We start from the raw sequence: 24741 nt of genomic DNA, 5'->3' as shown, positions 1-24741 counted from the left end.
TCCGGTCCGGAACTCGCGCTCCCGGAACCGCGAAGCCGGAAGCGAAGGTCCTACGGAAAAGCGTGAGCAGCCAGCAGCCAGCAGCCAGCAGCCAGCAGCCACATGACACTTGAGCGCTCGAACGAGCGGCGTGTGGGCAGGGACGGCCGAAGTGCTCACGCTTTCCCGGACACGCCTTGGAGGGCTCAGCGGTCCGTTGCGAAGTTCACGAACGCGGCCCAGCCGACCGTATGGACGGAGAGGTGTGGTCGATCCACGTCCTTGGAGTCGCGGACGTGGACGGTTCCCGGGGCGACGGCTATTTCGACACACTCGCCGCCTTCGTTGCCGCTGTAGCTGCTCTTGTGCCAGACAAGCCGTCGACGGCTCTCAGTGCTCATCTTCCGTCCGCATCCTCTCGATCAGGGTCAGAGACTCTCGCGGAGTGAGCGCCTGGGCCCTGATGCTGCCGTAGCGTGCGGCCAGGATACGGACCTCGTCCAGGTCTGTGGCCAGCCGTGCGGAGGTCTGCACTTCCGTATACGCCACCTGTGGCTTTCCCCTCGGCATCAGCAGGGTGAACGAGCCTCCCATGCCCGAGTGTTCGGTCCGGTGCGTGGGCATGACCTGCAACTCGACGGTACGCAGCCGTCCGAGTTCGAGCAGTCGGCCCAACTGCTCCTTGTGGACCTCGCGCCCTCCCAGCGGTCGACGAAGTACCACCTCTTCGATCACCACGGTCAGTATGGGAAGGGGACGTCGGGTCAGGATTTCCTGGCGGTCCATGCGTGAGGCCACGCGTTGTTCGATCATCTCTTCGTCGAGCAGGGGTTTGCGCATCTCGTACAGGGCGCGGGTGCGTCCCTCGGTCTGGAACAGTCCGGGGATGTCGTGGTTGTTGTAGAAGTTGATCTCGACCGCATCCGCCTCCAGTCGCGCATAGTCCCGGAACCATGCCGGGTGGCGGACCCGTGCGCGGGCCTTCGCCCGCGCCACGTCCTCCTTCGTCGCCTTCAGCAGCCCTCCGGCGTCGAGCAGGTCGTCCGCCGCGTCGAGGAATTCCGGCTGTGGTGTTCTGCGGCCCCGTTCCAGGGACGAGACGAGGTCCTCGCCGTACCCCAGCCGGTCACCCAGTTCCTTCTGGGTCATGCCGGCCCGTTCCCGAAGCAGCTTGACCTGTCTGCCCACAGCCCGGTTCAGGTCGACGAGACCGTCCGTGTCCTCCGAGGGCTCGGGGCAGCCTTCGGTATCGCTCTGACGGGGTCCTGATGCCATCACACATCCCCCAACCCGCCTGCCTGCCGCCCAGTTACTCCCGTCAGCACGGACACACAACCGTCAACGGCGGTACAGGCGCGTGCCGTACCAACGGTTCCTCTGGTCAGCGTACGGCCATCCGGGCACGCTCTGTCACATGAAGTACGAAATCCGTGACCATCCCCGGGTGTCCCCCCGCGCCCCATCTCCCGAGCCCTTCAGGCAACGGTTCAGCTCGACACGACGTGGAGCACGTCTCGCGCGCCTGCTCGCGGCCCAGCAGTTGGCGGCCTGGGGGTGGGCCAAGGACAGCGAGTGCCTGGAGGCCGCCGAACTGGTGGTGGGTGAACTTGCTGCGAACGCGGCCACGCACGGTCACCTGCCCGGACGGGACTTCCTGCTCACGATGACCCTCATCGGTTGTCCGGATGGGCGTTCCGGCATCCTCCGGATCGAGGTCGCCGACTGCCGGGGAGAGGGGCTGCCCGCCCCGGTCGCGGAGCCCCGCTCGCTCGGCGAGCAGGGGCGCGGACTGCTTCTCGTGAGTGCGCTCGCCTCCGGTTGGGGCGTTGCCCCCCGGCTTCCCTCGGGCAAGACCGTCTGGGCCGAACTCCCCGGCCCTCCGCTGCAGCAGGTGCACCCCTGATCGTCCACCTGCCTGTCCCGGGAAATGAGGGGCCCTTGGTCCGGAAAGTCGTCTCGGACCGGTGCTTGTCCTCACAGGCCGGCTCATCGGTGCAGGTGAGCCAGGCTTCCGTCCTGCGTGGGGTAGGGGTGCTCGTGGGGCAGGAGCCGCCGTGCGGCATCCAGGTCTCCGTCCCGTACATGCTCGTGGATCGTGTGGGCGAGTGGCGTGACGTCGGTGATGCGGACGGTCCACTCGTCGGCGTAGAGACGTGCGGCTTCGCCGGCGAGGCCGAGCTGGAGAGACCGGTGGGGAAGTGGCTGAAGGTGCAGGTCGCGTTCGGGGTCCCATTGCACCCGGGCCAGGGCCCGCTTCAGTTGTCGCTTCCAGGTGGCGCGGTCGGCATGGAGCCCGTGCTCGTAGTGGGACAGGCAGGCGTGTTCCAGTGCCCACTCGAAGCCTTCACGGGTGATCTCGACGGCGAGGACGGTTTCCTGGCCTTCCTTGGTGCCCCATCCGCAGCGGTACATCATCCACAGGAACGACGGCTTGATCCACGTCATCCGGCCCCGCTGCCACACCGGGGGGAAACGGCCCTCCCCGGCCGCCGGCAGGCCGATCTCCGGCGGGTACGCCTGGTAGACGGTGATCGTGGAGTCCGTGTGCAGGGCGCGGATCCGGTAGTTGGGTTCTGCCACGGGAACAGGGTGGGCACGCTGTCTCGCGCGCGCCATCGAATTACCGGGGCGTGGCCCCGCCCCTTCCCGCTGAGGCCCGGTACGGAGTCGACCGGTGGCCGGCGCGGCTGGTGCCGTCGGCGGATACGTGGTCGAGCCGGCCGTGGCGGACGGGCTGGATCTCGTCGCTGACGCCTCCGCACGTGACCTCGACCCGGTGCGCGGATTCGGAGCCGACCACGTGGTCGAGCGTGACTCCGAGACGGCCGCTCGGACAAGGGAGTTGATTCCCGGACGATACCGACACACTGGGCGCCCTTCGCCGTCGGGCCGAGAACGGAGTGCTGCCCTTGCGCGTCGCCGAAGTCCTGCCGGACGTCGAGGCGCGGACACGTGAGGCGCGTGGTGCGCATGTCCGCGCCGCGCCCGGCCGGGCGGGAACCCGCCCCTTCTGCCGGTGGTGCGGTGCAGGATGTGGTCATGGAATCCGTAACCACTGTTCGGATGCTCTGGGACCGCATGCAGGACCGGGACTGGGCGGGCGTCGGCGCCCTACTGGCGGCCGATGTCGTCGTGGAGTGGCCGGTCAGCGGGGAACGCATCCTCGGCCGGGACAACTATGTGCGTGTCAATGCGGAGTACCCGGAGGGATGGTCGATCGACGTCCTGCGCATTGTGTCGGCCGGGGACGAAGTGGTCTCCGAGGTCGAGGTCCCGCACGCCACGATGGGCGTTCACCGGGTGGTGTCCTTCTGGACCGTTCGCGACGGCCTGATCATCGGTGGCCGTGAATACTGGACGGAGCTCGGCGCGGATCCTTCGCCCGCCTGGCGGGCTCCCTACGTCCAGCGCATCTGAGCGCTCCGACATGATTGCTCGAAAGTGATCGGTTTTCGGCCAGTCTTGACCGGGCGTGGGGCACTGTTCCCGCTCTCGGCGGTCCACTTCGGTAACTCGTTGCTTATGGGTGGGGTCGGTCTGTCACCCTGGCGGCATTGATCGAGGTGTATTCGTACGAACAGGCCGGGAGCTGCCCATGAGGGCCATTCCGACGCAGAGGGAGACCTTGCGTGCCGCCTCCGAGGCGTCCGCGCGGGCGTGCGCGCGGACGGATGCGACCCTGTCCGGCGGCCCCCTCGCCCCGGGGTCCGCGCGGGCCCTGGTGCGGGCGGCGCTCGCCGAGTGGACGGAACGCGCGCTGCCCGGTGCGGAGCACCTCACCACCCGCGCCGGCGACGACGCCATGCTCGTCGCCAGCGAACTGGTCACCAACGCCGTCGTGCACGCGGGGACCGAGGTACGGCTGAGCTGCTGGCTCGAGGCGGAGACCGGTGCGCTCGTCATCGAGGTCGCCGACCGCCACCCCTCCCGCTCCCCGCGCGGCAGTGAGCCGGACGCACCGCCCGGTGAGGGCCCCGAGGGCCCCGAGTACGGGCGCGGGCTGCGGCTCGTGGCCGCGCTCTCCGAGGCCTGGGGGATCACGTACCGGCCCGGCGCGCACACGAAGTCGGTCTGGGCCCGCATCCCCGCCCGGGGCCTCGCGGCGGACGGCACGGACGGCGTGGGCGACTCGGACGGCATCCACGACCCGGCCGGTATGGACGACTGGATCGAGGCGTACGCGTACGAGGGGGAGCCGGAGCCGCCGCGCGGGGCCGGGGCGCCCGGTGAGCGGGTCGGGGCCGACGGGGAGGCGTGGCGTGCGTCCCGGCCGTATCGGCGGGACGGGGCCTGGCTGGGGCGTGGGGCGCTGTCGTTCCTGGCCGAGGCGTCCGATCTGCTCGCCGGACAGCTCGACGAGGATCTCGTCGCCGCGCTCACCGGGCAGCTGATCGTGCCGCGGCTGGCCGACTGGTGCGCGGTGTGGCTGGAGGACGAGACCACCGGCCATGGCGACTGGAGCGACGGGGCACGGGCCGGCGGGCCCCGCCTCGCCCGGGTCTGGCACGCCGACGAGAGCCGCGTCGAGGAACTGAACAGGGCGCTCGAGCAGAATCCGCCGCCTCTCTCCGACCCGTTGTGCCCCGGCCCGCTCGTCTACCCCTGGCCGGAGAAGGCCCTCGACCTGCCGCAGGCCGGCCTCGGCCACTTGCCGGAGGGCTTCGACCCGCCGCAGGCCCCTTTCGGCATGCCGGAGCTGTCGGCCGACGCCCCGCCGTACGACTACAGCGTCCCGGGCCCCACCGTCCCCGGCCCCGCCACTGCCCCCGGCTCCGTCCCGGCCCTCGTGGCCGCCCCCGGCACCGCCCTCGCCTACCGTCTCGTCGCCGGCGGGCGGCCGCTGGGGACGCTGGTGATCGGGCGGGCCGGGATCGGGCGGTTCCCGGACGAGGTCACCGGGCTGGTGGAGGACCTCGGCCGGCGCGTGGCGCTCGCCATCGGCGCCGCCCGGCAGTACGCCCGGCAGGCCACCATCTCCGCCGTGCTCCAGCGCGGTCTGCTGCCCAGCGCCGTCGCCGAGATCCCCGGCGTGCACTCCGCCTTCATCCACGAGCCCCTCGACAAGGGCGGACCGAGCGGCGACTTCTACGACCTGTTCCAGGCCGGGAAGGGCCGCTGGTGCTTCGCCATCGGCGACGTCCAGGGCAAGGGCCCCGAGGCGGCCGTCGTCATCGGGCTGGCCCGCCCCTGGCTGCGGCTGCTCGCCCGCGAGGGCTACCGCGTCGCCGACGTCCTCGACCGCCTCAACCAGCTGCTCCTGGACGACGCCACGGAAGCCGCCGACGCCGCCGCCCGCGCCCTCGTCGCCGCCGGCGCCCGTCCGACCGCCCCCGGGGACGGCCCCCAGACCCGTTTCCTGTCCCTCCTCTACGGCGAACTCACCCTCGTCGAAGACGACGGCGACGGCGACGGCGGCCGTGTCCGTGCCCGCGTCACCCTCGCCTCCGCCGGGCACCCCCTGCCCCTGCTGCTCGCGCCCGACGGGACGGTCCGTACCGTCGCCCAGCCGCAGACCCTGCTCGGGGTCGTCGAGGACGCCACCTACACCAGCGAGACCTTCGAGCTGCGCTCCGGCGACACCCTGCTCTGTGTCACCGACGGCGTCACCGAGCGGCGCTCCGGCTCCCGCCAGTTCGACGACGGGGACGGGCTCGCCACGGCGCTGGCCGGCTGCGCGGGGCTGGACGCCGAGCTGACAGCAAAACGGATCAACCGGCTCGTCCACGAGTTCGGGGCACGGCCGCCGGCCGACGATCTCGCGCTGCTCGTGCTCCAGGCGGGCTGACACCCGCGACGCGCGAGAGGACCAGGACGAGTGCGGGACAATGGAGCACATGCCTTCCGCACTCCCCGACGGCGAGCCCGTCCCCGCCGACGGCGCGCTCCCCGCGTTCGCGCTCGCCGGGGCCGCCGACCGCCCCCTCGGGTTCTATCTGCACGTGCCGTACTGCGCGACCCGCTGCGGCTACTGCGACTTCAACACCTACACCGCCACCGAGCTGCGCGGCAGCGGTGGAGTACTGGCGTCCCGCGACAACTACGCCGACACGCTGACCGACGAGGTCCGCCTGGCCCGCAAGGTGCTCGGCGACGACCCGCGCGAGGTCCGCACGGTCTTCGTCGGCGGCGGCACACCCACCCTGCTGGCCGCCGACGACCTCGTACGGATGCTGGCCGCGATCCGTGACGAGTTCGGGCTGGCGGCGGACGCCGAGGTCACCACGGAGGCGAACCCGGAGTCGGTCGACCCTGCCTATCTGGCCACCCTGCGCGAGGGCGGCTTCAACCGGATCTCCTTCGGCATGCAGAGTGCCCGGCAGCACGTACTGAAGATCCTGGACCGCACGCACACCCCCGGCCGCCCGGAAGCGTGTGTCGCCGAGGCGCGCGCGGCGGGCTTCGAGCACGTCAACCTCGACCTGATCTACGGCACCCCCGGCGAGTCCGACGACGACTGGCGGGCCTCGCTGGACGCGGCCCTCGGCGCCGGCCCCGACCACGTCTCGGCCTACGCCCTGATCGTCGAGGAGGGCACCCAGCTCGCCCGCCGCATCCGGCGCGGCGAGGTCCCGATGACCGACGACGACGTCCACGCCGACCGGTACCTGATCGCCGAGGAGATCCTGTCGGCGGCCGGATTCGACTGGTACGAGGTGTCCAACTGGGCCACCTCGGACGCGGGCCGCTGCCTGCACAACGAGCTGTACTGGCGCGGCGCCGACTGGTGGGGCGCCGGACCCGGGGCCCACTCGCACGTGGGCGGGGTGCGCTGGTGGAACGTGAAGCACCCCGGCGCGTACGCGGCGGCCCTGGCCGAGGGCCGTTCACCGGGTGCCGGGCGCGAGATCCTCTCCGGGGAGGACCGCCGGGTGGAGCGCATCCTGCTGGAACTGCGCCTCAAGGAGGGCGTCCCGCTGTCCCTCCTCCGCGCGGAGGGCCTTCGGGCCGCCGACAGGGCCCTCACCGACGGCCTGCTCCAGCAGGGCCCGTACGAGGAGGGGCGTGCGGTGCTGACGCTCCGGGGGCGGTTGCTGGCGGACGCCGTGGTCAGGGATGTGGTGGATTGATCACTCGGCGGAGTGAATCACCACGGAACGCGGGTTCGGTCCCTAACCTGGTTCGTAGGCTGCCGCTAAAAGGACGCGGCGGATGTGGAGGGCCACGGAGATGACCGCTGTGGACGAGCGTGGGATGACCAGGTTCTTCGAGGAGTTCGAGCCTCCCGAGGGGGTCAGGGTCGAGCTTCTCCGGGGGGAAATCGTGATGATGGCCGGTCCCGATCTCGTGCACAACATGATCGTGGAAGATGTCCTGGACCAGATTCCGCGCAAGCAGTGGGCTCGCCTTCAGACCCAGGACGTCGACATTGTCGACGAGGCCAGCGAGCCCGTGCCGGATCTGGTGGTCCTCAAGCGTGACGCCACGCCCGAGGCAGGACGTCTGCTGCCGTCCGAGCTGATCACCCTGGTGGTCGAGGTCGTCTCCAAGACCAGTGTGGTGCGGGATTACCTCGTCAAGCGGTCGATCTACGCCGCCGGCAAGGTTCCCGCGTACCTCATCATCGACCCGATCATGGAGCACTGCGTCCTGCTCACGATGCCCGTCGGAGAGGGGGACGCAGCCGACTACAAGGCACAGATGAAGCTGGACTTCGGTGATCGACTGCCGCTCGACATGCTGGGCATCGGCCTGGACACCAGTGAATTCGGCGCCTTCCCGGGCGTCAGGCCCCACCGCTTTCCGTGACGAAGTCGATCAATTCCTCGACCCTTCCCAGGAGCGCCGGCTCCAGGTCCTTGTAGGACCGCACCCGGCCCAGGATCCGCTGCCAGGCCGCCCCCGTGTTCTCCGGCCACCCCAGGGCGCCGCACACCCCCGTCTTCCAGTCCTGGCCGCGCGGGACGCGCGGCCAGGACTCGATGCCCAGGGAGGACGGCTTCACCGCCTCCCAGATGTCGATGTAGGGGTGGCCGACGACCAGGGCGTGCTCACTGGTGACCGCCCCGGCGATCCGCCACTCCTTCGAACCCGGCACCAAGTGGTCCACCAGCACCCCCAACCGTGCGTCCGGGCCCGGACCGAACTCCTCGACGATCGCCGGAAGGTCGTCGACGCCCTCCAGGTACTCCACGACCACGCCCTCGATGCGCAGGTCGTCGCCCCACACCTTCTCGACCAGTTCGGCGTCGTGCCGCCCCTCGACGTAGATGCGCCCGGCACGCGCCACGCGCGCGCGTGCGCCCGGGACCGCCACCGAACCGGACGCCGTACGGGCCGGCCGGGACGGGCCGGCGGCCGGCCGCACCAGCGTCACCGCACGCCCCTCCCACAGGAAGCCGCGCGGTTCCAGCGGGAACACCCGGTGCTTGCCGAAGCGGTCCTCCAGGGTCACCGTGCCCGCCTCGCAGCGGATCACCGCGCCGCAGAATCCGCTGCCGGGCTCCTCCACGACCAGACCGGGCTCGGCCGGCACCTCGGGGACGGGACGGGACTTCTTCCACCCGGGGGTCAGATCAGGAGAGTACGAGCGCATTCTGATGACGATAGGAGAAGCAGGCCCCCGTTCGGCCGAAGATTCAGCCCGACACGCCGAAGCGGGCCGCGAGGGCGTCGCGCTGGGCCCGTACGAACGCCGCGTCTACCACCGCGCCGTGGCCGGGGACGTACACCGCGTCCTCGCCGCCCAGGGCCAGCAGCCGGTCCAGGGCGCCCGGCCACTGCGACGGCACGGCGTCGGGGCCCGCCTGCGGCTCGCCGGACTCCTCCACCAGGTCGCCGCAGAACACCACCCCCGGATCGCCGGGCACCAGTACCGCGAGATCGTGCGCCGTGTGCCCCGGGCCCACGTTCGCGAGAAGTGCCCGCCGTCCGCCGCCCAGGTCGAGCGTCCGCTCGCCGGCCACCGTGTGCCGGGGCGTGACCAGCGCGTCCACGGCCTCTTCCGCCGCCCGCGCGTCCAGACCGTGGCGCTCCGCGTCCGCGCGCAGCTCCTCGCGCCCCCGCGCCAGCACCGTGTCCAGGCCCACCGCACCGAACACCTCCGCGCCCGCGAACACCGCCGCCCCCAGCACATGGTCGAAGTGGGGGTGGGTGAGCGCGAGATGCGTCACACGCCGCCCGGTGAGCGCCTGCGCCTCGGCCCGCAACCGCGCGCCCTCGCGCAGGGACGAACCGGAGTCCACGAGCAGCACCGCGTCCGCGCCGACCACGAGCCCCACCGTGCAGTCCCACACCGGAAGCCGGCACCGCCCCACTCCCGGCGCCGGCCGTTCCCATCCCGACTCTTCCCAAGCCACCGTCATACCGCGACGCTAACCGCCTACGGCTTTCGCGGCGCGACGGTGCGGCACCGGCCTTGCCCGGGGAGTACCCCCCGGCCGTACACTGGGCGGGGAGACTGGCACTCGCGTGCGAAGAGTGCCAGGGAAGATACCGGGCGGACGGCTTCTGGAGGTGCGCGTGATGCTCAGTGAACGCAGGCTCCAGGTGCTGCGCGCCATCGTCCAGGACTACGTCGGCACCGAGGAACCCGTCGGTTCCAAGGCCCTCACCGAGCGGCACAACCTGGGCGTCTCCCCGGCCACCGTGCGCAACGACATGGCGGCCCTGGAGGACGAGGGCTTCATCGCCCAGCCGCACACCAGCGCCGGGCGCATCCCCACGGACAAGGGCTACCGGCTCTTCGTGGACAAGCTCGCCGGCGTCAAGCCGATGACCGCGCCCGAGCGGCGCGCCATCCAGAACTTCCTCGAGGGCGCCGTCGACCTGGACGACGTCGTGGCCCGCACGGTGCGGCTGCTCGCGCAGCTGACCCGGCAGGTCGCCGTCGTGCAGTACCCGTCGCTGACCCGTTCGACCGTGCGGCACGTGGAGCTGCTCCCGATGGCGCCCGCGCGCGCCATGCTGGTGCTGATCACGGACACCGGGCGGGTCGAGCAGCGCATGATCGACTGTCCGGCGCCGGTCGGGGAGGCGACCCTGGCGGATCTGCGGGCGCGGCTCAACAGCCGTGTCGCGGGCCGCCGTTTCACCGACGTACCATCCCTCGTCGAGGACCTCCCCGAGGGCTTCGACCCCGAGGAACGCGGTACGGTCTCGACCGTGCTCTCCACTCTCCTGGAGACACTGGTCGAGGAGAACGAGGAGCGGTTGATGATCGGCGGCACCGCCAATCTGACCCGCTTCGGACATGACTTTCCCCTGGTGATCCGGCCTGTCCTGGAGGCGCTCGAGGAGCAGGTCGTGCTTCTCAAGCTGCTCGGCGAGGCGAAGGATCCGGGCGTGACCGTGCGTATCGGTCATGAGAACGCCCATGAGGGACTCAACTCCACGTCCGTGGTGTCGGTGGGCTACGGTTCGGGCGGCGAGGCTGTTGCCAAGCTCGGCGTGGTCGGACCGACACGCATGGATTACCCGGGAACGATGGGAGCGGTACGCGCAGTGGCACGGTACGTCGGACAGATCCTGGCGGAGTCGTAAGTGGCCACCGACTATTACGCCGTACTCGGCGTACGCCGGGACGCGTCGCAGGAAGAGATCAAGAAGGCCTTCCGGCGACTCGCCCGCGAGCTGCATCCGGACGTCAACCCGGATCCGAAGACGCAGGAGCGGTTCAAGGAGATCAACGCCGCCTACGAGGTGCTGTCGGACCCGCAGAAGAAGCAGGTCTACGACCTCGGCGGTGACCCGCTCCAGCAGGCCGGCGGCGGTGGCGCGGGCGGCTTCGGAGCGGGCGGCTTCGGAAACTTCTCCGACATCATGGACGCGTTCTTCGGCACGGCGTCGCAGCGCGGACCGCGCTCGCGCACCCGCCGCGGCCAGGACGCGATGATCCGCCTCGAAATCGAGCTGGACGAGGCCGCGTTCGGGACGACCAAGGACATCCAGGTCGACACGGCGGTCGTCTGCACCACCTGCAGCGGTGAGGGCGCCGCGCCCGGCACCACCGCGCAGACCTGTGACATGTGCCGCGGCCGGGGCGAGGTCTCGCAGGTCACGCGGTCCTTCCTGGGCCAGGTCATGACCTCGCGCCCCTGCCCGCAGTGCCAGGGCTTCGGCACCGTCGTCCCGACCCCGTGCCCGGAGTGCGCGGGCGACGGACGGATCCGCTCCCGCCGCACCCTGACGGTGAAGATCCCGGCCGGTGTGGACAACGGCACGCGGATCCAGCTGGCCGGCGAGGGCGAGGTCGGCCCCGGAGGCGGTCCCGCCGGCGACCTGTACGTCGAGATCCACGAGCTGCCGCACAGCACCTTCCAGCGGCGCGGCGACGACCTGCACTGCACGGTCACCATCCCGATGACGGCGGCAGCCCTCGGCACCAAAGTGCCGCTGGAGACGCTGGACGGCATGGAGGAGGTCGACATCCGGCCCGGCACCCAGTCCGGCCAGTCGATCCCGCTGCACGACCGGGGCGTCACGCATCTGCGCGGCGGCGGCCGGGGCGACCTCATCGTGCACGTCGAGGTGCAGACCCCGGGCAAGCTCGACGTCGAACAGGAACGCCTGCTGCGCGAACTCGCCAAGCTCCGCGGCGAGGAGCGCCCGCTGGGCCAGTTCCAGCCGGGCCAGCAGGGCCTGTTCTCCCGGCTGAAGGACGCCTTCAACGGGCGCTGAGGCGCTGCCGCGCGCTGGCGGGCGTCTACGGGCCTGTGGGCCTGCGGCTCCCTGATGGTGCTGACGGGTGCTTTCCGCGAGGGCCGGACAAGGCCCCCGCGGGACGCCCCGGGGGCGCTTCGTCGCAGTGGCCGCGCGGGGCCTCGGAAACGGTCTGCGCCAAGGGGCACGGTCGGCTCCGGAATCCGTCCGGAGCCCTTCCGAAGCCCTCTTCGGAACCGCTCCGGACCTGTCTCCGACGGGTTCCCGGTTCGTTTCGAACCCGTCTTCGAACCCGTCTTCGATCCGCCTTCGATCCGTTTCCGGTCCATCTTCGATCCGCGTCCGGTCTGCCTTCGATCCGATTCGGAGATGTCCGAAGGACGTGGCAACATGCCGTCATGTCCTTGGCGCTCACCGACCTCCTCCGGCACCCCGTGGTGCAGGCCCCGATGGCGGGCGGAGTCGCCGTGCCGCAGCTTGCCGCGGCCGTGTCCGAGGCGGGCGGACTCGGGTTCCTGGCCGCCGGGTACAAGACCGCGGACGGGATGTACCAGGAGATCAAGCAGTTGCGCGGACTGACCGGCCTCGCCTTCGGCGTCAACGTCTTCATGCCGCAGCCCGAGACCCCCGACCCCGCCGCCGTCGGCGTCTACGCCCACCAGCTGGCCGGTGAGGCCCCCTGGTACGCCACCGAGCTCGGCGACCCCGACTGCGGCCGCGACGACGGCTACGACGCCAAACTCGCCGTCCTGCTCGACAACCCGGTGCCGGTGGTGTCGTTCCACTTCGGCGTGCCCTCCCGCGACGTCCTGGACGCCCTGCGCCGCGCCGGCACGTTCACGCTGGCCACCGCCACCACCCCCGACGAGGCGCGGTCGGTGGAGGAGGCGGGCGCCGACGCGGTGATCGCGCAGGGTGTCGAGGCCGGCGGCCATCAGGGCACCCACCGGGACGACCCGGAGACGGACGGCTCCGGCATCGGACTGCTGTCGCTGATCAGCCAGGTGCGGGAGGCCGTGGGCATCCCGGTCGTCGCGGCCGGCGGCATCATGCACGGCAGCCAGATCGCCGCCGTCCTCGCGGCCGGCGCCTCGGCGGCCCAGCTCGGCACGGCGTTCCTCGCCGCCCACGAGTCCGGCGCGCACGTCCTGCACAAGCAGGCGCTGACCAACCCCCTGTACGCCCGCACCGAACTGACCCGCGCCTTCTCCGGACGCCCGGCCCGCGCCCTGGTCAACCGCTTCCTGCGCGAGCACGGCCCGTACGCGCCCGCCGCCTACCCGGACGTCCACCATCTGACCGCCCCGCTGCGCAAGGCCGCGGCCGCCGCCGGGGACCCGCAGGGCATGGCGCTGTGGGCGGGACAGGGCCACCGGATGGCCCGCGAGCTGCCCGCCGGGCAGCTGGTGGAGGTGCTGGCCGCCGAACTCGCCGCCACCCGGACCGCGTTGTCGGCAGGAGGTGCCCGATGACCGCCCCGGTCTTCGTCGTGGACGACTTCGGCACGGACGGCTTTGGCCACCACGTGCTCGACGGCCCCGAGGGGCGGCACGCCGTCTCGGTGAAGCGGCTGCGGGCCGGGGAGACCGTCGTCCTCACCGACGGCGCCGGCCGCCGGGCCGAGGGTGAGGTGACCGGCACCGAAGGCAAGGACCGGCTGATCGTGCGCCTCGGCGACGTCGTCGAGGAACCCGTGGAGTCGCCCCGGCTCACCGTCGTCCAGGCCCTGCCCAAGGGGGACCGGGGCGAGCTGGCCGTGGAGACGATGACCGAGGTCGGCGTCGACGCGGTCGTGCCGTGGTCGGCGTCGCGCTGCGTCACCCAGTGGCGGGGCGAGCGCGGGCTGAAGTCCCTCGGCAAATGGCGGGCGACGGCCCGCGAAGCCGGCAAGCAGTCCCGCCGGACGCGCTTCCCGGAGGTCGCGGACGCGGCCACGACCCCACAGGTTGCGTCACTTCTCGCCGAAGCCGACTTCGCCGCCGTCCTCCACGAGAGCGGCACCGAACCCCTCGCGACCGCCGAACTCCCCGTCTCCGGCACCATCGTGCTGGTCGTCGGCCCCGAAGGCGGCGTCTCGCCGCAGGAGCTGGAGCTCTTCGCGCAGGCCGGCGCCAAGCCCTACCGCCTGGGCCGCAGCGTCCTGCGCACCTCCACCGCCGGCACCGCGGCGACGGCCGTCCTCCTGGCCCGCACGGGCCGCTGGTCCTGACGGCCCAGGCCTCTGACGGGTTCCGGTCAGCCGTCCGCCGCGCGGCCGGCGGCGACCGCCGGGAACAGCTACCAGCCGTCGAGTTCCGCGGGCCCGGACCTGGGCCCGGACCTGGGCCCGGACCTGGGCCCGGACCTGGGCCCGGACCTGGGCCCGGACCCGGACCCGGTGAGCAGCCCGTGCCGGGCCGCCTCGTCGACGAAGGCCCGTACGACACGGGGCTCGTGCAGGTCCGGTGTCCCCTGACCGCCGCCGGCCACGCCCCCCGAGTGCGGGAAGCCACCGGGGACGAGACGTCCCTCGCCGCCCCGGAACACCGGGCGTGTCGTCCTCTCGTCCCTGCGCAGGGTGAGCACCTCCTGACAGGGCCCCCGGTGCTGTGCCGATGGCGCACCGACCACAGGTGAACGGCTGTTCCGCCCGCGGCGGAACCGTCCACGACGAGCCTTCCGGGGCGGCGTTCGCCGCGCGTCCGCCCACGGTGGTGCGCGGTGGCCGTATGCGCCCTACCGTCACGCCTGTGACGGTGGCAGGCTGCCGTCCATGGCGTCCAAGGGGGCACTGACGAGGAGTTGGCCAAGGTCCTGGTCAAGGGCAAGGCCGTGGCCAAGGGCTCGACGCGGGACACGGTGGCGGCGGCCGGTGCCGGCCGCGGTGTTCGCCGTGGTCGCCGTGGGTGGGATCGTGGCGTGCGAGCCCGGCTCGGTCGGCTCGGCCGCGGTGGCGCTCACGACCGACGAGACGGTCACCGAGGAGCTCAACCGCCAGAAGGACGGCGTGCGGTGGCTCAGCTGCACCGCCTCCTACGGGGAGGACGCGAGCGCGTCGCCGCGGTCCGCGAGCGCGAGCGAGGACACCGTGGCCACCGTGGACTGCCACGGGGAGACCGAGAACGGCAAGGAGATCACCGTCACCGGGAAGATCACCCACGCCGTCAACGGCGCCTGCGTGCGCGGGGACATCACCGCGAAGGTGGACGGCAAGCAGGTGTTCCGGGTCGACGGCCTGGGCGACTGCGACGCCACCAGCCCGCCCGCGGTGGGCGAGCCCACGAACCGCGGCCCGCGGCCCACCGTCACGGTGACGGTCACGACGACCGTGTGGTGCGATCAGTACCCCTCCTGCCGCCCTGTCGAGGGCAAGTGATCCAAACCTCTGTCCACGCCGACCGCGCTTGCATAGGGTGACCGGGTGACACAGCCTGCATCGGTCGCCCCCGCCGCCTATTTCCGGTTCCCGCATCTGCACGGCGAGTTGGTCGCCTTCACCGCCGAGGACGACGTGTGGCTCGCCCCGCTCGACGGCGGCCGCGCCTGGCGGGCCAGCGCCGACAACGTGCCGGTGACGATGCCCCGCATCTCGCCCGACGGCACCACCGTCGCCTGGACCTCCACCCGTGACGGCGCCCCCGAGGTGCACGTCGCGCCCGTCGAGGGCGGCCCCGGCAGACGCCTGACGCACTGGGGGAGCGGGAAGACCCAGGTGCGCGGCTGGACCCCGGACGGGAAGGTCCTGGCGCTCAGCGCCCACGGCCAGGCCAGCCTGCGCCGCACCTGGGCCCGCGCGATCCCGCTCGACGGAGGCCCCGCCACCACGCTGCCCTACGGCCCCGTGGGCGACGTCGCCCACGGGCCGCGCACCGTACTGCTGTCCGCGACGATGGGCCGCGAGGCCGCTACGTGGAAGCGCTACCGGGGCGGCACGGCGGGCAAGCTGTGGATCGAGCGGGAGTCCGGGGACGGCGACGGCGCGGACGCCCCGGAGACCGACGGCCCCGTCGAGTTCGTACGCCTGCACGCCGACCTCGACGGGAACATCGAGTACCCGGTCTGGGTGGGGACGAGGCTTGCCTTCCTCTCCGACCACGAGGGCACCGGCGCGCTGTACTCCTCCCTCGCCGACGGGTCCGACCTGCGCCGGCACACCCCCCTCGAGGGCTTCTACGCCCGGCACGCCGCCACCGACGGCACCCGCGTCGTCTACTCCAGCGCCGGCCGACTGTGGCTCCTCGACGACCTGGACGGGGCCGAGCCCCGCCCGCTCGACATCCGGCTCGGCGGCCAGCGCGTCGACCTCCAGCCGTTCCCGGTGAACGCCGCCCGCTGGTTCGGCTCCGCCGCCCCCGACCACACCGCGCGCGGCAGCGCCGTCTGCGTGCGCGGCACCGTCCACTGGGTCACCCACCGTTCGGGGCCCGCCCGGGCCCTCGCCGCCACCCCCGGCGTCCGCGCCCGGCGCCCGCGCACCTTCCGCGCGGACGGGGAGGAGTGGGTGGTGTGGGTGACGGACGCCGAGGGCGACGACGCCCTGGAGTTCGCCCCGGCCACCGGCCTCGCCCCCGGCGCGACCCCGCGCCGGCTCGCCGCCGGACAGCTCGGCCGGGTCCTGGGGCTCGCGATGTCACCGGACGGCAGCCGCGCCGCGGTCGCCTCGCACGACGGCCGCGTCCTGCTCGTCGAGCGCGAGACCGGCGAGGTCCGCGAGGTCGACCGCAGCGAGGACGGCGACGTGTCCGGGCTGACCTTCTCGCCCGACTCCGCCTGGCTCGCCTGGTCCCACCCCGGCCCCCGCCCGCTCAGCCAGCTGAGGATCGCCAGCACCACCGACCTCCAGGTCACCGAGGCGACCCCGCTGCGCTTCCAGGACTACGCGCCCGCCTTCACCCTCGACGGCAAGCACCTCGCGTTCCTGTCGGCCCGCTCCTTCGACCCGGTCTACGACGAGCACGTCTTCGACCTCGCCTTCGTCGAGGGCGCCCGGCCGCACCTGATCACCCTCGCCGCGACGACCCCGTCGCCGTTCGGCCCGCAGCGGCACGGCCGCCCCTTCGAGACGCCGGACCGGGACGAGACCCCCGACAGCGAGGGCACCCCCACCACCCGGATCGACCTGGAGGGGCTCGCCGACCGGATCGTGCCGTTCCCGGTCGAGGCCGCCCGTTACTCCAACCTGCGCGCCGCCAAGGACGGGGTGCTGTGGCTGCGCCACCCGGTACGCGGCGTCCTCGGCGCCACCAGGGCCACCCCCGAGGACCCCGACCCGAAGACCGAGCTGGAGCGGTACGACCTCGCCCAGCAGCGCCTCGAGCATCTGACCTCGGACGCCGACCACTTCGAGGTCAGCGGCGACGGCAAGCGGGTGCTGCTGTGGACCGACGGCCGGCTCAAGGTCGTCCCCAGCGACCGGCGCGCGTCGGGCGACGACGACAGCGACAGCAACATCACCGTCGACCTCGACCGGGTCCGCCAGTTCATCGACCCGGCCGCCGAGTGGCGGCAGATGTTCGACGAGGCCGGCCGCATCATGCGGGACAACTACTGGCGGCCGGACATGAACGGCGTCGACTGGGACGCCGTCCTCGACCGCTACCGGCCCGTCCTGGACCGGCTCGCCACCCATGACGACCTGGTCGACCTCCTCTGGGAGGTCCAGGGCGAACTCGGCACCTCGCACGCCTACGTCACCCCGCGCGGCGACTACGGCGGCGGCGCCCGGCAGGGCCTGCTCGGCGCGGACATCTCCCGCCACGAGGACGGCGGCTGGCGCGTCGACCGCATCCTGCCCGCGGAGACCTCCGACCCCCAGGGCCGCTCCCCGCTGGCCGCGCCCGGCGTCGCGATCCGCACCGGTGACGCGATCGTCGCCGTGGGCGGACAGCCCGTCGACCCGGTGGCCGGACCGGCCCCGCTGCTGGTCGGCACCGCGGGCAAACCCGTCGAGCTGACCGTCTCCCCGGCCGGCGGCGGCGAGGCGCGGCACGCGGTCGTCGTCCCCGTAGCCGACGAGGAGCCGCTGCGCTACCACGCCTGGGTCGCCGACCGGCGGGCCCATGTCCACGAGCTGTCCGGCGGCCGGCTCGGCTACATCCACGTCCCCGACATGCAGGCCCCCGGCTGGGCACAGATCCACCGGGACCTGCGGGTCGAGGTGGTCCGCGAGGGCCTGATCGTGGACGTCCGGGAGAACCGCGGCGGCCACACCTCCCAGCTCGTCGTGGAGAAGCTGGCCCGGCGGATCGTCGGCTGGGACCTGCCGCGCGGCATGCGCCCGGAGAGCTACCCGCAGGACGCGCCCCGCGGCCCGGTCGTCGCCGTCGCCAACGAGTTCTCCGGCTCCGACGGCGACATCGTCAACGCGGCGATCAAGGCGCTCGGCATCGGCCCGGTCGTCGGCACCCGCACCTGGGGCGGCGTGGTCGGCATCGACAGCCGCTACCGGCTGGTCGACCACACCCTCGTCACCCAGCCCAAGTACGCCTTCTGGCTGGAGGGCTACGGCTGGGGCGTGGAGAACCACGGCGTGGACCCGGACGTGGAGGTCGTCCAGCGCCCGCAGGACTACGCGGAGGGCCGGGACGTCCAGCTGGACGAGGCGGTACGGCTGGCGCTGGCCGCGCTCGAGGAGACACCGGCGAAGACGCCGCCGGCGGTGACCTGACCGACGTGACCGATCCGACGGGGACGACTGATGCAGCCGAAGCAACCGAGGAGACCGGGACAACCGAGGAAACCGGGACAGCCGAAGAAGCCGAAGCGGCCGAGGTAGCCGAAGCGTCCGACGCAATGGTGTGACGGATACGATGCCGGGTAGGTGATCAACCCGGCGCGAGGAGGCACACCCATGGCAGGGGAACCACAGGACGACTGCTTGTTCTGCAAAATCGTCGCAGGGCAGATCCCGGCGACGATCGTCCGTGAGACGGACACCACCGTCGCGTTCCGCGACATAAACCCGCAGGCGCCCACGCACGTCCTGGTGATCCCGAAGGCGCACTACAAGGACGCGGCGGCCCTCGCCGCGGGCGCCCCCGAGGTCGCGGCGGACCTCCTGCGTGAGGCCCAGGCCGTCGCGGACCAGGAGCAACTGGAGAGCCACCGCATCGTCTTCAACACCGGCGGCGGCGCCGGCCAGACCGTCTGGCACGCGCACGCCCACGTCCTGGGCGGCCGCGGTCTCCACTGGCCGCCCGGATAGGCAGCTTCCTTTGTCCGTACGCGAACTGGTGGTGCTCGGCACCGCCAGCCAGGTCCCCACCCGCCACCGCAATCACAACGGCTATCTGCTGCGCTGGGACGGCGAGGGCATCCTGTTCGACCCCGGCGAGGGCACCCAGCGCCAGATGCTGCGCGCCGGGGTCGCCGCGCACGACCTGAACCGGATCTGCGTCACCCACTTCCACGGCGACCACTCGCTCGGCCTCGCCGGAGTGATCCAGCGCATCAACCTCGACCGGGTCCCGCACCCCGTCACCGCCCACTACCCGGGCTCCGGGCAGCGCTTCTTCGACCGGCTGCGGTACGCCACCGCCTACCGGGAGACGGTCGGCATCACCGAGGGACCCGTCGCCGTCGACGGCCCGCTCGCCCGCACCCCCGGGTACACGCTGGAGGCGCGGAAGCTGTCGCACCCCGTCGAGTCGTACGGCTACCGGCTGGTCGAACCCGACGGCCGGCGGATGCTGCCCGGCCGGCTCGCCGCGCGCGGCATCAAGGGCCCGGACGTCGGCCGCATCCAGCGCGAGGGCACGCTCGACGGGATCGCGCTGGAGGACGTCAGCGAGGTGCGGCGCGGCCAGCGGTTCGCGTTCGTCATGGACACCCGGCTCTGCGAGGGGGTGCACGCGCTCGCCGAGGGCTGCGACCTGCTCGTCATCGAGTCCACGTTCCTCGACGAGGACGAGGAACTCGCCTTCGAGCACGGTCATCTGACGGCAGGTCAAGCCGCCGGGGTGGCACGGGACGCGGACGTACGGCATCTGGTGCTCACCCACTTCAGCCAGCGCTACAGCGACCCGGAGGAGTTCGAGCGGCAGGCACGGGCCGCCGGGTACGAGGGTGAGCTGACCGTGGCGCGCGATCTGTTGCGAGTGCCGCTCCCCAAGCGCCGCTGAGGTCGCCCGTAGGATGCTTCGATGCCCGTACCGAAAGCCGAACTGCACCTTCACATCGAAGGCACCCTCGAACCCGAGCTCGCCTTCGCCCTCGCCGCGCGCAACGGCGTCGACCTGCCCTACGCCGACACCGACGCGCTGCGCGAGGCGTACCGGTTCCAGGACCTCCAGTCCTTCCTGAACCTGTACTACGAGCTCATGGCCGTGCTGCGCACCGAGCGGGACTTCGAGGACCTCGCCGACGCCTACCTGGCCCGCGCCGCGGCGCAGGGCGTGCGACACGCGGAGATCTTCTTCGATCCGCAGGCCCACCTCGCCCGGGGCGTCGGCATGGGCACCGTGGTCGACGGGCTGTGGCGGGCGCTCGGGCGCAGCGGGGAGACGCACGGCGTCTCGACCCGGCTGATCATGTGCTTCCTGCGGGACGAGTCCGCCGAGTCGGCCCTGGCGACCCTGGACGCGGCGAAGCCCTACCTGGACCGGATCACCGGGGTGGGCCTGGACTCGGCCGAGGTCGGCCACCCGCCGGTGAAGTTCCGTGAGGTGTACGAGGCGGCTGCCGCGCTCGGGCTGCGACGCGTGGCGCACGCCGGTGAGGAGGGGCCGCCGGAGTACATCACCGAGGCGCTGGACGTCCTCGGCGTCGAACGGGTCGATCACGGGCTGCGCTGCGTGGAGGACCCGGCGCTGGTGGCGCGGCTGGTGCGGGACCGGATCCCGTTGACCCTGTGCCCGCTGTCGAACGTCCGGCTGCGCGCCGTGGACACCCTCGCCGACCACCCGCTGCCCGCGATGCTCGACGCCGGCCTGCTGTGCACGGTGAACTCCGACGACCCTGCCTACTTCGGCGGCTACGCCGGCGACAACTTCGACGCGGTGCGCGACACCCTCGGCCTCGGCCCGGAGCGGCTGCGCGAGCTGGCCCGCAACTCCTTCCTCGCCGCCTTCCTGGACGACGACGAGGACCGGCGGGGCCGGTACCTCGCCGAGGTGGAGGCGTACGTCTTCCCGTAGCCCCCGTAGCCCCCGTAGCCCCCGTAGCCCCCGTAGCCCCCGTAGCCCCCGTAGCCCCCGTAGCCCCCGTAGCCCCCGTAGCCCCCGTAGCCCCCGAGGCCTCTCCGTGGTCCCCGCAGACCTCGCAGCGGAACCGCGGAGCCCTGGAGCACCCCAGCCGTCCGGTCGTTCAGCCGGGCGGCTGTCCGTTGTGCCGTGTTCCCGCCGGCCGGTGCGTCCAGCACGCGAACCGATGGTGGTGCCAACACCCCTGTGTACATGGGTCGCAGGCTCATCGATCGCAGCAACGGCCGTCCATGGCCTTTGTGCCGTCGCCGAACGGGGCGACACGAGCGGAGCCGGCCGACAGGCCGCTCGACATCCCACCCCTGAGATGCCGGTTTCCGTCGTGCCTTGCGCATCACGCTTCATGCCGCTGGATCATTCCGCTGGAGGACCCCATGGCTCGCAACACCACCAGGACGCTCGCCGCGACCGCGCTGTGCACCGTGGCCGGTGCGGGGCTCGTCGGCTGCGACAGCGGGGTGCCGGGTCCGGAGCCGACCCCGGCCGCCGACGCTTCCGCCCGGGAGGCCGGCAAGGACCTGTTCACCGGGACCAAGAAGATCACCGTCGAAGACCGGTCGGTGAACGTGTCCTGCTCCGGCAAGCAGGTCGAGGGCCGGCCGACCGTCGTCCTGCCGCACGGCGGGGGGCGACGACCTGACCAAGCCGGCTGCCCTGCAGAAGAGGCTGAGCGCCGACGGCCGGGTCTGCTCCTACGACCGGCTCGGCGCGGGCGCCGGCGACAAGCCGGCCGGACCCCAGGACTTCGACACCATCGGAAAGACCCTGACCGGGGTGCTCGGCAAGGTCGCCGGGGACGGTCCGGTCGTCCTGGCCGGGCACTCGATGGGCGGGCTTGATCGCCGCCAGGTACGCCCCCGGCCACCAGGACGAGGTCAAGGGCCTGGTCCTGCTGGACGCCGCCTCGCCCACCGCGGGCGCCGACCTCAAGAACAGGATCCCGGAGTCCGCCACCGGCCCGGCCGGCGAGCTGCGCGTCCAGAGCCTCGCGGTGTTCGAGGGGCAGAACCCGGAGCGGCTCGTCTTCGCCGACGGGGAGGTCCGTGCCGCCGGCGACCTCCCGGTGCGGGTGATCCAGCACGGGCAGCAGTACCTCGGAGCGGTGCCCGAGTACGGGCCGGGCCTCGAGGAGGACTGGACCAAGGGCCAGAAGGCGTGGCTGGCGCCGTCCGGCACCAGCGAACCGAGCACCGCCAGGAACAGCGGGCACTCCATCTACGTCGACGAGCCCGAGACCGCCGTCGAGGCGATCGAGGACGCCACCGCGCGGGCCGCCGGCTGACGGTCCGGTCCGGGACCGGTTGCCGCCCGCCCATTGACGCCTCCTGTTCGCCTATCTAACCTCTGTTCTCATACATGGATGACGTCCCTATGGGGAGTTGACGCGGGTGAGTCTCGGCACGGGCACGGGCACGGGCACGGGCACGGGCACGGACAGCGGCACAGGCACGGACACGGGGACGGAGACGGACAGGGCGCCGGACACCGCGGCCATGGTGCGGCGGCTGCGGGACGCGATGGCGGGTGGTGTGCTGTCGTTCCCGCTGACCGCCTTCCACGACGACGGCACCCTCGACACCGACGGGCAGCGCGCCTACCTCGCCCGCCAGCTCTCCGCCGCCCCCGGCGCCCTCTTCCCCGCCTGCGGCACCGGCGAGTTCTTCTCCCTGGACGAGGACGAGTACCGCCGGGTCGTCACCCTCACCGTCGAGGAGGCGGCGGGCAGGGCGCCGGTCGTCGCCGGGATCGGATACGGCTGGGCGCAGGCCGTCCGGTTCGCGCGCATCGCCGAGGAGGCCGGTGCCGACGCGCTCCTGGTCCTGCCGCACTACCTCGTCGACGTCCCCCAGGACGGCCTCGTCGCCCAGCTCGAGCACATCGCCGCCCGCACCCGGCTCCCGCTCATCGCCTACCAGCGCGGTCAGGTCGCGTACAGCCTCGGCTCGCTCCGGCGCATCGCCGCCATCGAGAACGTCGTCGGCCTCAAGGACGGCCACAGCGACCTCGACCGGCTGCAGCGCCTCACGCTCGCCGCACCGGCGGACTTCCTCTTCTTCAACGGAGCCTCCACCGCCGAGATCCAGGCCCGCTCCCCCAAGCTCTCAACTGCGTTCGAGCAGGGAGGTGCCCCCATCGCCGCCATCGGCATCCCGGCCTACTCCTCCGCCGTCCACGCCTTCGCCCCGGAGATCGCCGACGCCTGCTTCACCGCCCTGCGCGACGGCGACCACGGCACCGTCGACACCCTGCTGCGCGACTTCTACGTCCCCTTCGTCGAACTCCGGGACCGCACCCCCGGGTACGCCGTGTCGCTGGTGAAGGCGGCGGCCCGGCTCCGCGGACGCCCCGTGGGTCCCGTACGCGCCCCGCTCACCGACCCCTCGCCCGTGGACCTCGCCGACCTCAAGGCCCTGCTCACCGTCGGCCTGGACCTCGTAGGAGCCGCTCTGTGACCGCGCAGACCGTGTCGGCCGTGCCGACCGCCCGTGACCTGACCATCACCGAGGTGCGGCTCACGCCGATCCTGGTCGCCGACCCGCCGCTGCTGAACACGCAGGGCGTCCACCAGCCGTACACGCCCCGGCTGATCGTCGAGATCGTCACGGCGGACGGGACCACCGGCGTGGGGGAGACCTACGGCGACACCAAGTACCTGGAACTGGCCCGCCCCTTCGCCGAGCTGCTCGAGGGCCGCAAGGTCACGGATGTGAACGGACTGTTCGCGCTCCTGGACGAGGTCGCCGTCGCGGCCGCCCGGGTCGACCACGCCGTCGACGTCGGTGGGCTGCGCGGCGTGCAGACCGCCGACAAGCTGCGGCTGTCCATCGCCTCCGCCTTCGAGGTCGCCTGCCTCGACGCCCTCGGCAAGAGCCTCGGCCTGCCCGTGCACACACTGCTCGGCGGCAAGCTCCGCGACCTCGTGGAGTACAGCGCGTACCTCTTCTACAAGTGGGCCGACCACCCCGAGGGCGTCCCGGCCGAGAAGGACGACTGGGGTGCCGCCCTGGACCCGGCCGGCGTCGTCGCGCAGGCCCGCGCCTTCAAGGAGCGGTACGGCTTCGGCTCCTTCAAGCTCAAGGGCGGTGTCTTCCCGCCGGAGGAGGAGATCGCCGCGGTCCGCGCCCTCGCCGAGGCCTTCCCCGGCCACCCGCTGCGGCTCGACCCCAACGGCGCCTGGTCCGTCGAGACCTCGGTCAAGGTGGCCGAGGCGGTCGGCGGCATCCTGGAGTACCTGGAGGACCCGGCGCTCGGTGCCCCCGCCATGGCCGAGGTCGCCGCGCGCACCGGTGTGCCGCTCGCGACCAACATGTGCGTGACGACGTTCGCCGAGATCAAGGAGGCGTTCACCACGAACGCCGTCCAGGTCGTCCTCTCCGACCACCACTACTGGGGTGGACTGCGCAACACCCTGCACCTCGCCGCCGTCTGCCGCACCTTCGGCGTGGGCGTCTCCATGCACTCCAACACCCATCTCGGGATCAGCCTCGCCGCGATGACCCACGTCGCGTCCACCGTCCCGGGCCTGCACCACGCCTGCGACTCCCACTACCCGTGGCAGTCCGAGGACGTCCTCACCGAACGCCTCACCTTCGAGGACGGCGCCGTGCGGGTGTCCGACGCACCCGGCCTCGGCGTCACCCTCGACCACGACCGGCTCGCCGCGCTGCACCGGCGGTGGCTGCAGGACGACGGCGCGCTCCGCGACCGCGACGACGCGGCGGCCATGCGGATCGCCGACCCCGCCTGGCTCCCCCCGGCGATGCCCCGCTGGTGAGAGGCCCGGCGGCACGCCGGATCCAGGAGCGGGGAGCGGCTCCGGCGGGACGGGCGGCGCGTTGTCGGTGGCGTGGTGCACACTGGCCGGAACCGCACCAGGTCAGGGAGCGCAACGTGAGGGCGTCCACCGCGTCGGCCGCGACGGTTGAGCCAGCCGCATCGGCTGTGCCGGCCGCGTCAGCCGGAGAGGCAGTCACCGAGGGAATCG

The 24741-nt window shown here is 72.4% G+C and carries 23 protein-coding genes; 18 read left to right on the top strand and 5 right to left on the bottom strand.

What is annotated here, in order from left to right:
* Positions 1–185: 185 nt before the first annotated feature.
* Both ACFP2V_RS03740 and ACFP2V_RS03735 read right to left on the bottom strand, forming a co-directional pair.
* A complete protein-coding gene (locus tag ACFP2V_RS03740) occupies positions 186–380 on the bottom strand; it encodes a DUF397 domain-containing protein (RefSeq protein WP_079034551.1) in 195 nt (64 codons plus the stop codon).
* Positions 370–1254 carry a helix-turn-helix domain-containing protein gene (locus tag ACFP2V_RS03735; protein ID WP_381205277.1) on the bottom strand — a complete coding sequence of 295 codons (885 nt, stop codon included), beginning with the start codon at positions 1252–1254 and terminating at the stop codon, positions 370–372. Before ACFP2V_RS03735 ends, ACFP2V_RS03740 begins: the two co-directional genes overlap by 11 nt.
* Before the next feature lie 139 nt (positions 1255–1393).
* Here ACFP2V_RS03735 and ACFP2V_RS03730 point away from each other — a divergent pair, with 139 nt between their 5' ends.
* The gene (locus tag ACFP2V_RS03730) at positions 1394–1882 is read left to right on the top strand and encodes an ATP-binding protein (protein WP_381205274.1); all 489 of its coding nucleotides are present in this window, start codon (positions 1394–1396) and stop codon (positions 1880–1882) included.
* A gap of 83 nt (positions 1883–1965) precedes the next feature.
* On the opposite strand, the gene ACFP2V_RS03725 is transcribed toward ACFP2V_RS03730, so the two are convergent.
* Positions 1966–2595 (bottom strand): DUF4291 domain-containing protein, encoded by a 630-nt coding sequence (locus ACFP2V_RS03725; protein WP_381205271.1) that lies wholly within the window; start codon positions 2593–2595, stop codon positions 1966–1968.
* Positions 2596–3018: 423 nt separating this feature from the next.
* On the opposite strand from ACFP2V_RS03725, the gene ACFP2V_RS03720 reads away from it, so the two are divergent.
* The 4 genes from ACFP2V_RS03720 (at position 3019) to ACFP2V_RS03705 (ending at position 7725) form a co-directional block, all read left to right on the top strand.
* A complete protein-coding gene (locus tag ACFP2V_RS03720) occupies positions 3019–3396 on the top strand; it encodes a nuclear transport factor 2 family protein (RefSeq protein ID WP_381205268.1) in 378 nt (125 codons plus the stop codon).
* A 178-nt stretch (positions 3397–3574) separates the two neighbouring features.
* The gene (locus ACFP2V_RS03715; protein ID WP_381205264.1) at positions 3575–5764 is read left to right on the top strand and encodes a SpoIIE family protein phosphatase; all 2190 of its coding nucleotides are present in this window, start codon (positions 3575–3577) and stop codon (positions 5762–5764) included.
* A 49-nt stretch (positions 5765–5813) separates the two neighbouring features.
* Positions 5814–7046, top strand: a complete 1233-nt coding sequence (hemW, locus tag ACFP2V_RS03710) for a radical SAM family heme chaperone HemW (RefSeq protein ID WP_381205261.1) — start codon at positions 5814–5816, stop codon at positions 7044–7046.
* A gap of 100 nt (positions 7047–7146) precedes the next feature.
* Positions 7147–7725 (top strand): Uma2 family endonuclease, encoded by a 579-nt coding sequence (locus ACFP2V_RS03705; protein ID WP_381205258.1) that lies wholly within the window; start codon positions 7147–7149, stop codon positions 7723–7725.
* Here ACFP2V_RS03705 and ACFP2V_RS03700 read toward each other — a convergent pair.
* Positions 7703–8512: a DUF3097 domain-containing protein gene (locus ACFP2V_RS03700; RefSeq protein WP_381205255.1), complete on the bottom strand. Its 810-nt coding sequence runs from the start codon at positions 8510–8512 to the stop codon at positions 7703–7705. The genes ACFP2V_RS03705 and ACFP2V_RS03700 overlap by 23 nt on opposite strands.
* Positions 8513–8555: 43 nt before the next feature.
* Positions 8556–9281, bottom strand: a complete 726-nt coding sequence (locus ACFP2V_RS03695; protein ID WP_381205252.1) for an MBL fold metallo-hydrolase — start codon at positions 9279–9281, stop codon at positions 8556–8558.
* A 160-nt stretch (positions 9282–9441) separates the two neighbouring features.
* Between ACFP2V_RS03695 and hrcA the strand changes: the two genes are divergently transcribed.
* The 13 genes from hrcA (at position 9442) to ACFP2V_RS03630 (ending at position 24531) form a co-directional block, all read left to right on the top strand.
* Positions 9442–10458 (top strand): heat-inducible transcriptional repressor HrcA, encoded by a 1017-nt coding sequence (gene hrcA / locus ACFP2V_RS03690; protein ID WP_381205581.1) that lies wholly within the window; start codon positions 9442–9444, stop codon positions 10456–10458.
* Complete coding sequence (gene dnaJ / locus ACFP2V_RS03685) at positions 10459–11595, top strand: molecular chaperone DnaJ (protein WP_381205249.1); 1137 nt, start codon at positions 10459–10461, stop codon at positions 11593–11595.
* A gap of 380 nt (positions 11596–11975) precedes the next feature.
* Positions 11976–13049 (top strand): nitronate monooxygenase, encoded by a 1074-nt coding sequence (locus tag ACFP2V_RS03680; RefSeq protein ID WP_381205246.1) that lies wholly within the window; start codon positions 11976–11978, stop codon positions 13047–13049.
* Complete coding sequence (locus ACFP2V_RS03675; protein ID WP_381205243.1) at positions 13046–13786, top strand: 16S rRNA (uracil(1498)-N(3))-methyltransferase; 741 nt, start codon at positions 13046–13048, stop codon at positions 13784–13786. Before ACFP2V_RS03680 ends, ACFP2V_RS03675 begins: the two co-directional genes overlap by 4 nt.
* Before the next feature lie 642 nt (positions 13787–14428).
* Positions 14429–14932, top strand: coding sequence for a hypothetical protein (locus tag ACFP2V_RS03670; protein ID WP_381205240.1), 504 nt, complete (start codon positions 14429–14431; stop codon positions 14930–14932).
* A gap of 45 nt (positions 14933–14977) precedes the next feature.
* Positions 14978–18223 carry a S41 family peptidase gene (locus tag ACFP2V_RS03665; RefSeq protein ID WP_381205237.1) on the top strand — a complete coding sequence of 1082 codons (3246 nt, stop codon included), beginning with the start codon at positions 14978–14980 and terminating at the stop codon, positions 18221–18223.
* A gap of 5 nt (positions 18224–18228) precedes the next feature.
* Positions 18229–18357 carry a hypothetical protein gene (locus ACFP2V_RS03660; RefSeq protein ID WP_381205234.1) on the top strand — a complete coding sequence of 43 codons (129 nt, stop codon included), beginning with the start codon at positions 18229–18231 and terminating at the stop codon, positions 18355–18357.
* 49 nt (positions 18358–18406) lie between these two features.
* Entirely contained in the window at positions 18407–18760 is a 354-nt protein-coding gene (locus tag ACFP2V_RS03655; RefSeq protein WP_381205231.1) for a histidine triad nucleotide-binding protein, read from the top strand.
* Positions 18761–18770: 10 nt separating this feature from the next.
* On the top strand, positions 18771–19676 hold the full coding sequence (locus ACFP2V_RS03650) for a ribonuclease Z (RefSeq protein WP_381205228.1): 906 nt from the start codon (positions 18771–18773) through the stop codon (positions 19674–19676).
* A gap of 21 nt (positions 19677–19697) precedes the next feature.
* A complete protein-coding gene (locus ACFP2V_RS03645; protein ID WP_381205224.1) occupies positions 19698–20690 on the top strand; it encodes an adenosine deaminase in 993 nt (330 codons plus the stop codon).
* 901 nt (positions 20691–21591) lie between these two features.
* Positions 21592–22038, top strand: coding sequence for a hypothetical protein (locus tag ACFP2V_RS03640; RefSeq protein ID WP_381205221.1), 447 nt, complete (start codon positions 21592–21594; stop codon positions 22036–22038).
* A gap of 211 nt (positions 22039–22249) precedes the next feature.
* Positions 22250–23209, top strand: coding sequence for a 5-dehydro-4-deoxyglucarate dehydratase (locus tag ACFP2V_RS03635; RefSeq protein WP_381205578.1), 960 nt, complete (start codon positions 22250–22252; stop codon positions 23207–23209).
* Positions 23210–23229: 20 nt separating this feature from the next.
* Entirely contained in the window at positions 23230–24531 is a 1302-nt protein-coding gene (locus ACFP2V_RS03630) for a glucarate dehydratase family protein (protein WP_381205574.1), read from the top strand.
* Positions 24532–24741: the final 210 nt, after the last annotated feature.

Origin of the sequence: Streptomyces incanus (assembly GCF_042656345.1) — a bacterium.
GTDB lineage: Bacteria > Actinomycetota > Actinomycetes > Streptomycetales > Streptomycetaceae > Streptomyces > Streptomyces incanus.
The sequence above is the reverse complement of the archived record's forward strand: the minus strand, read 5'-3'. Positions and strand labels throughout refer to the sequence as shown.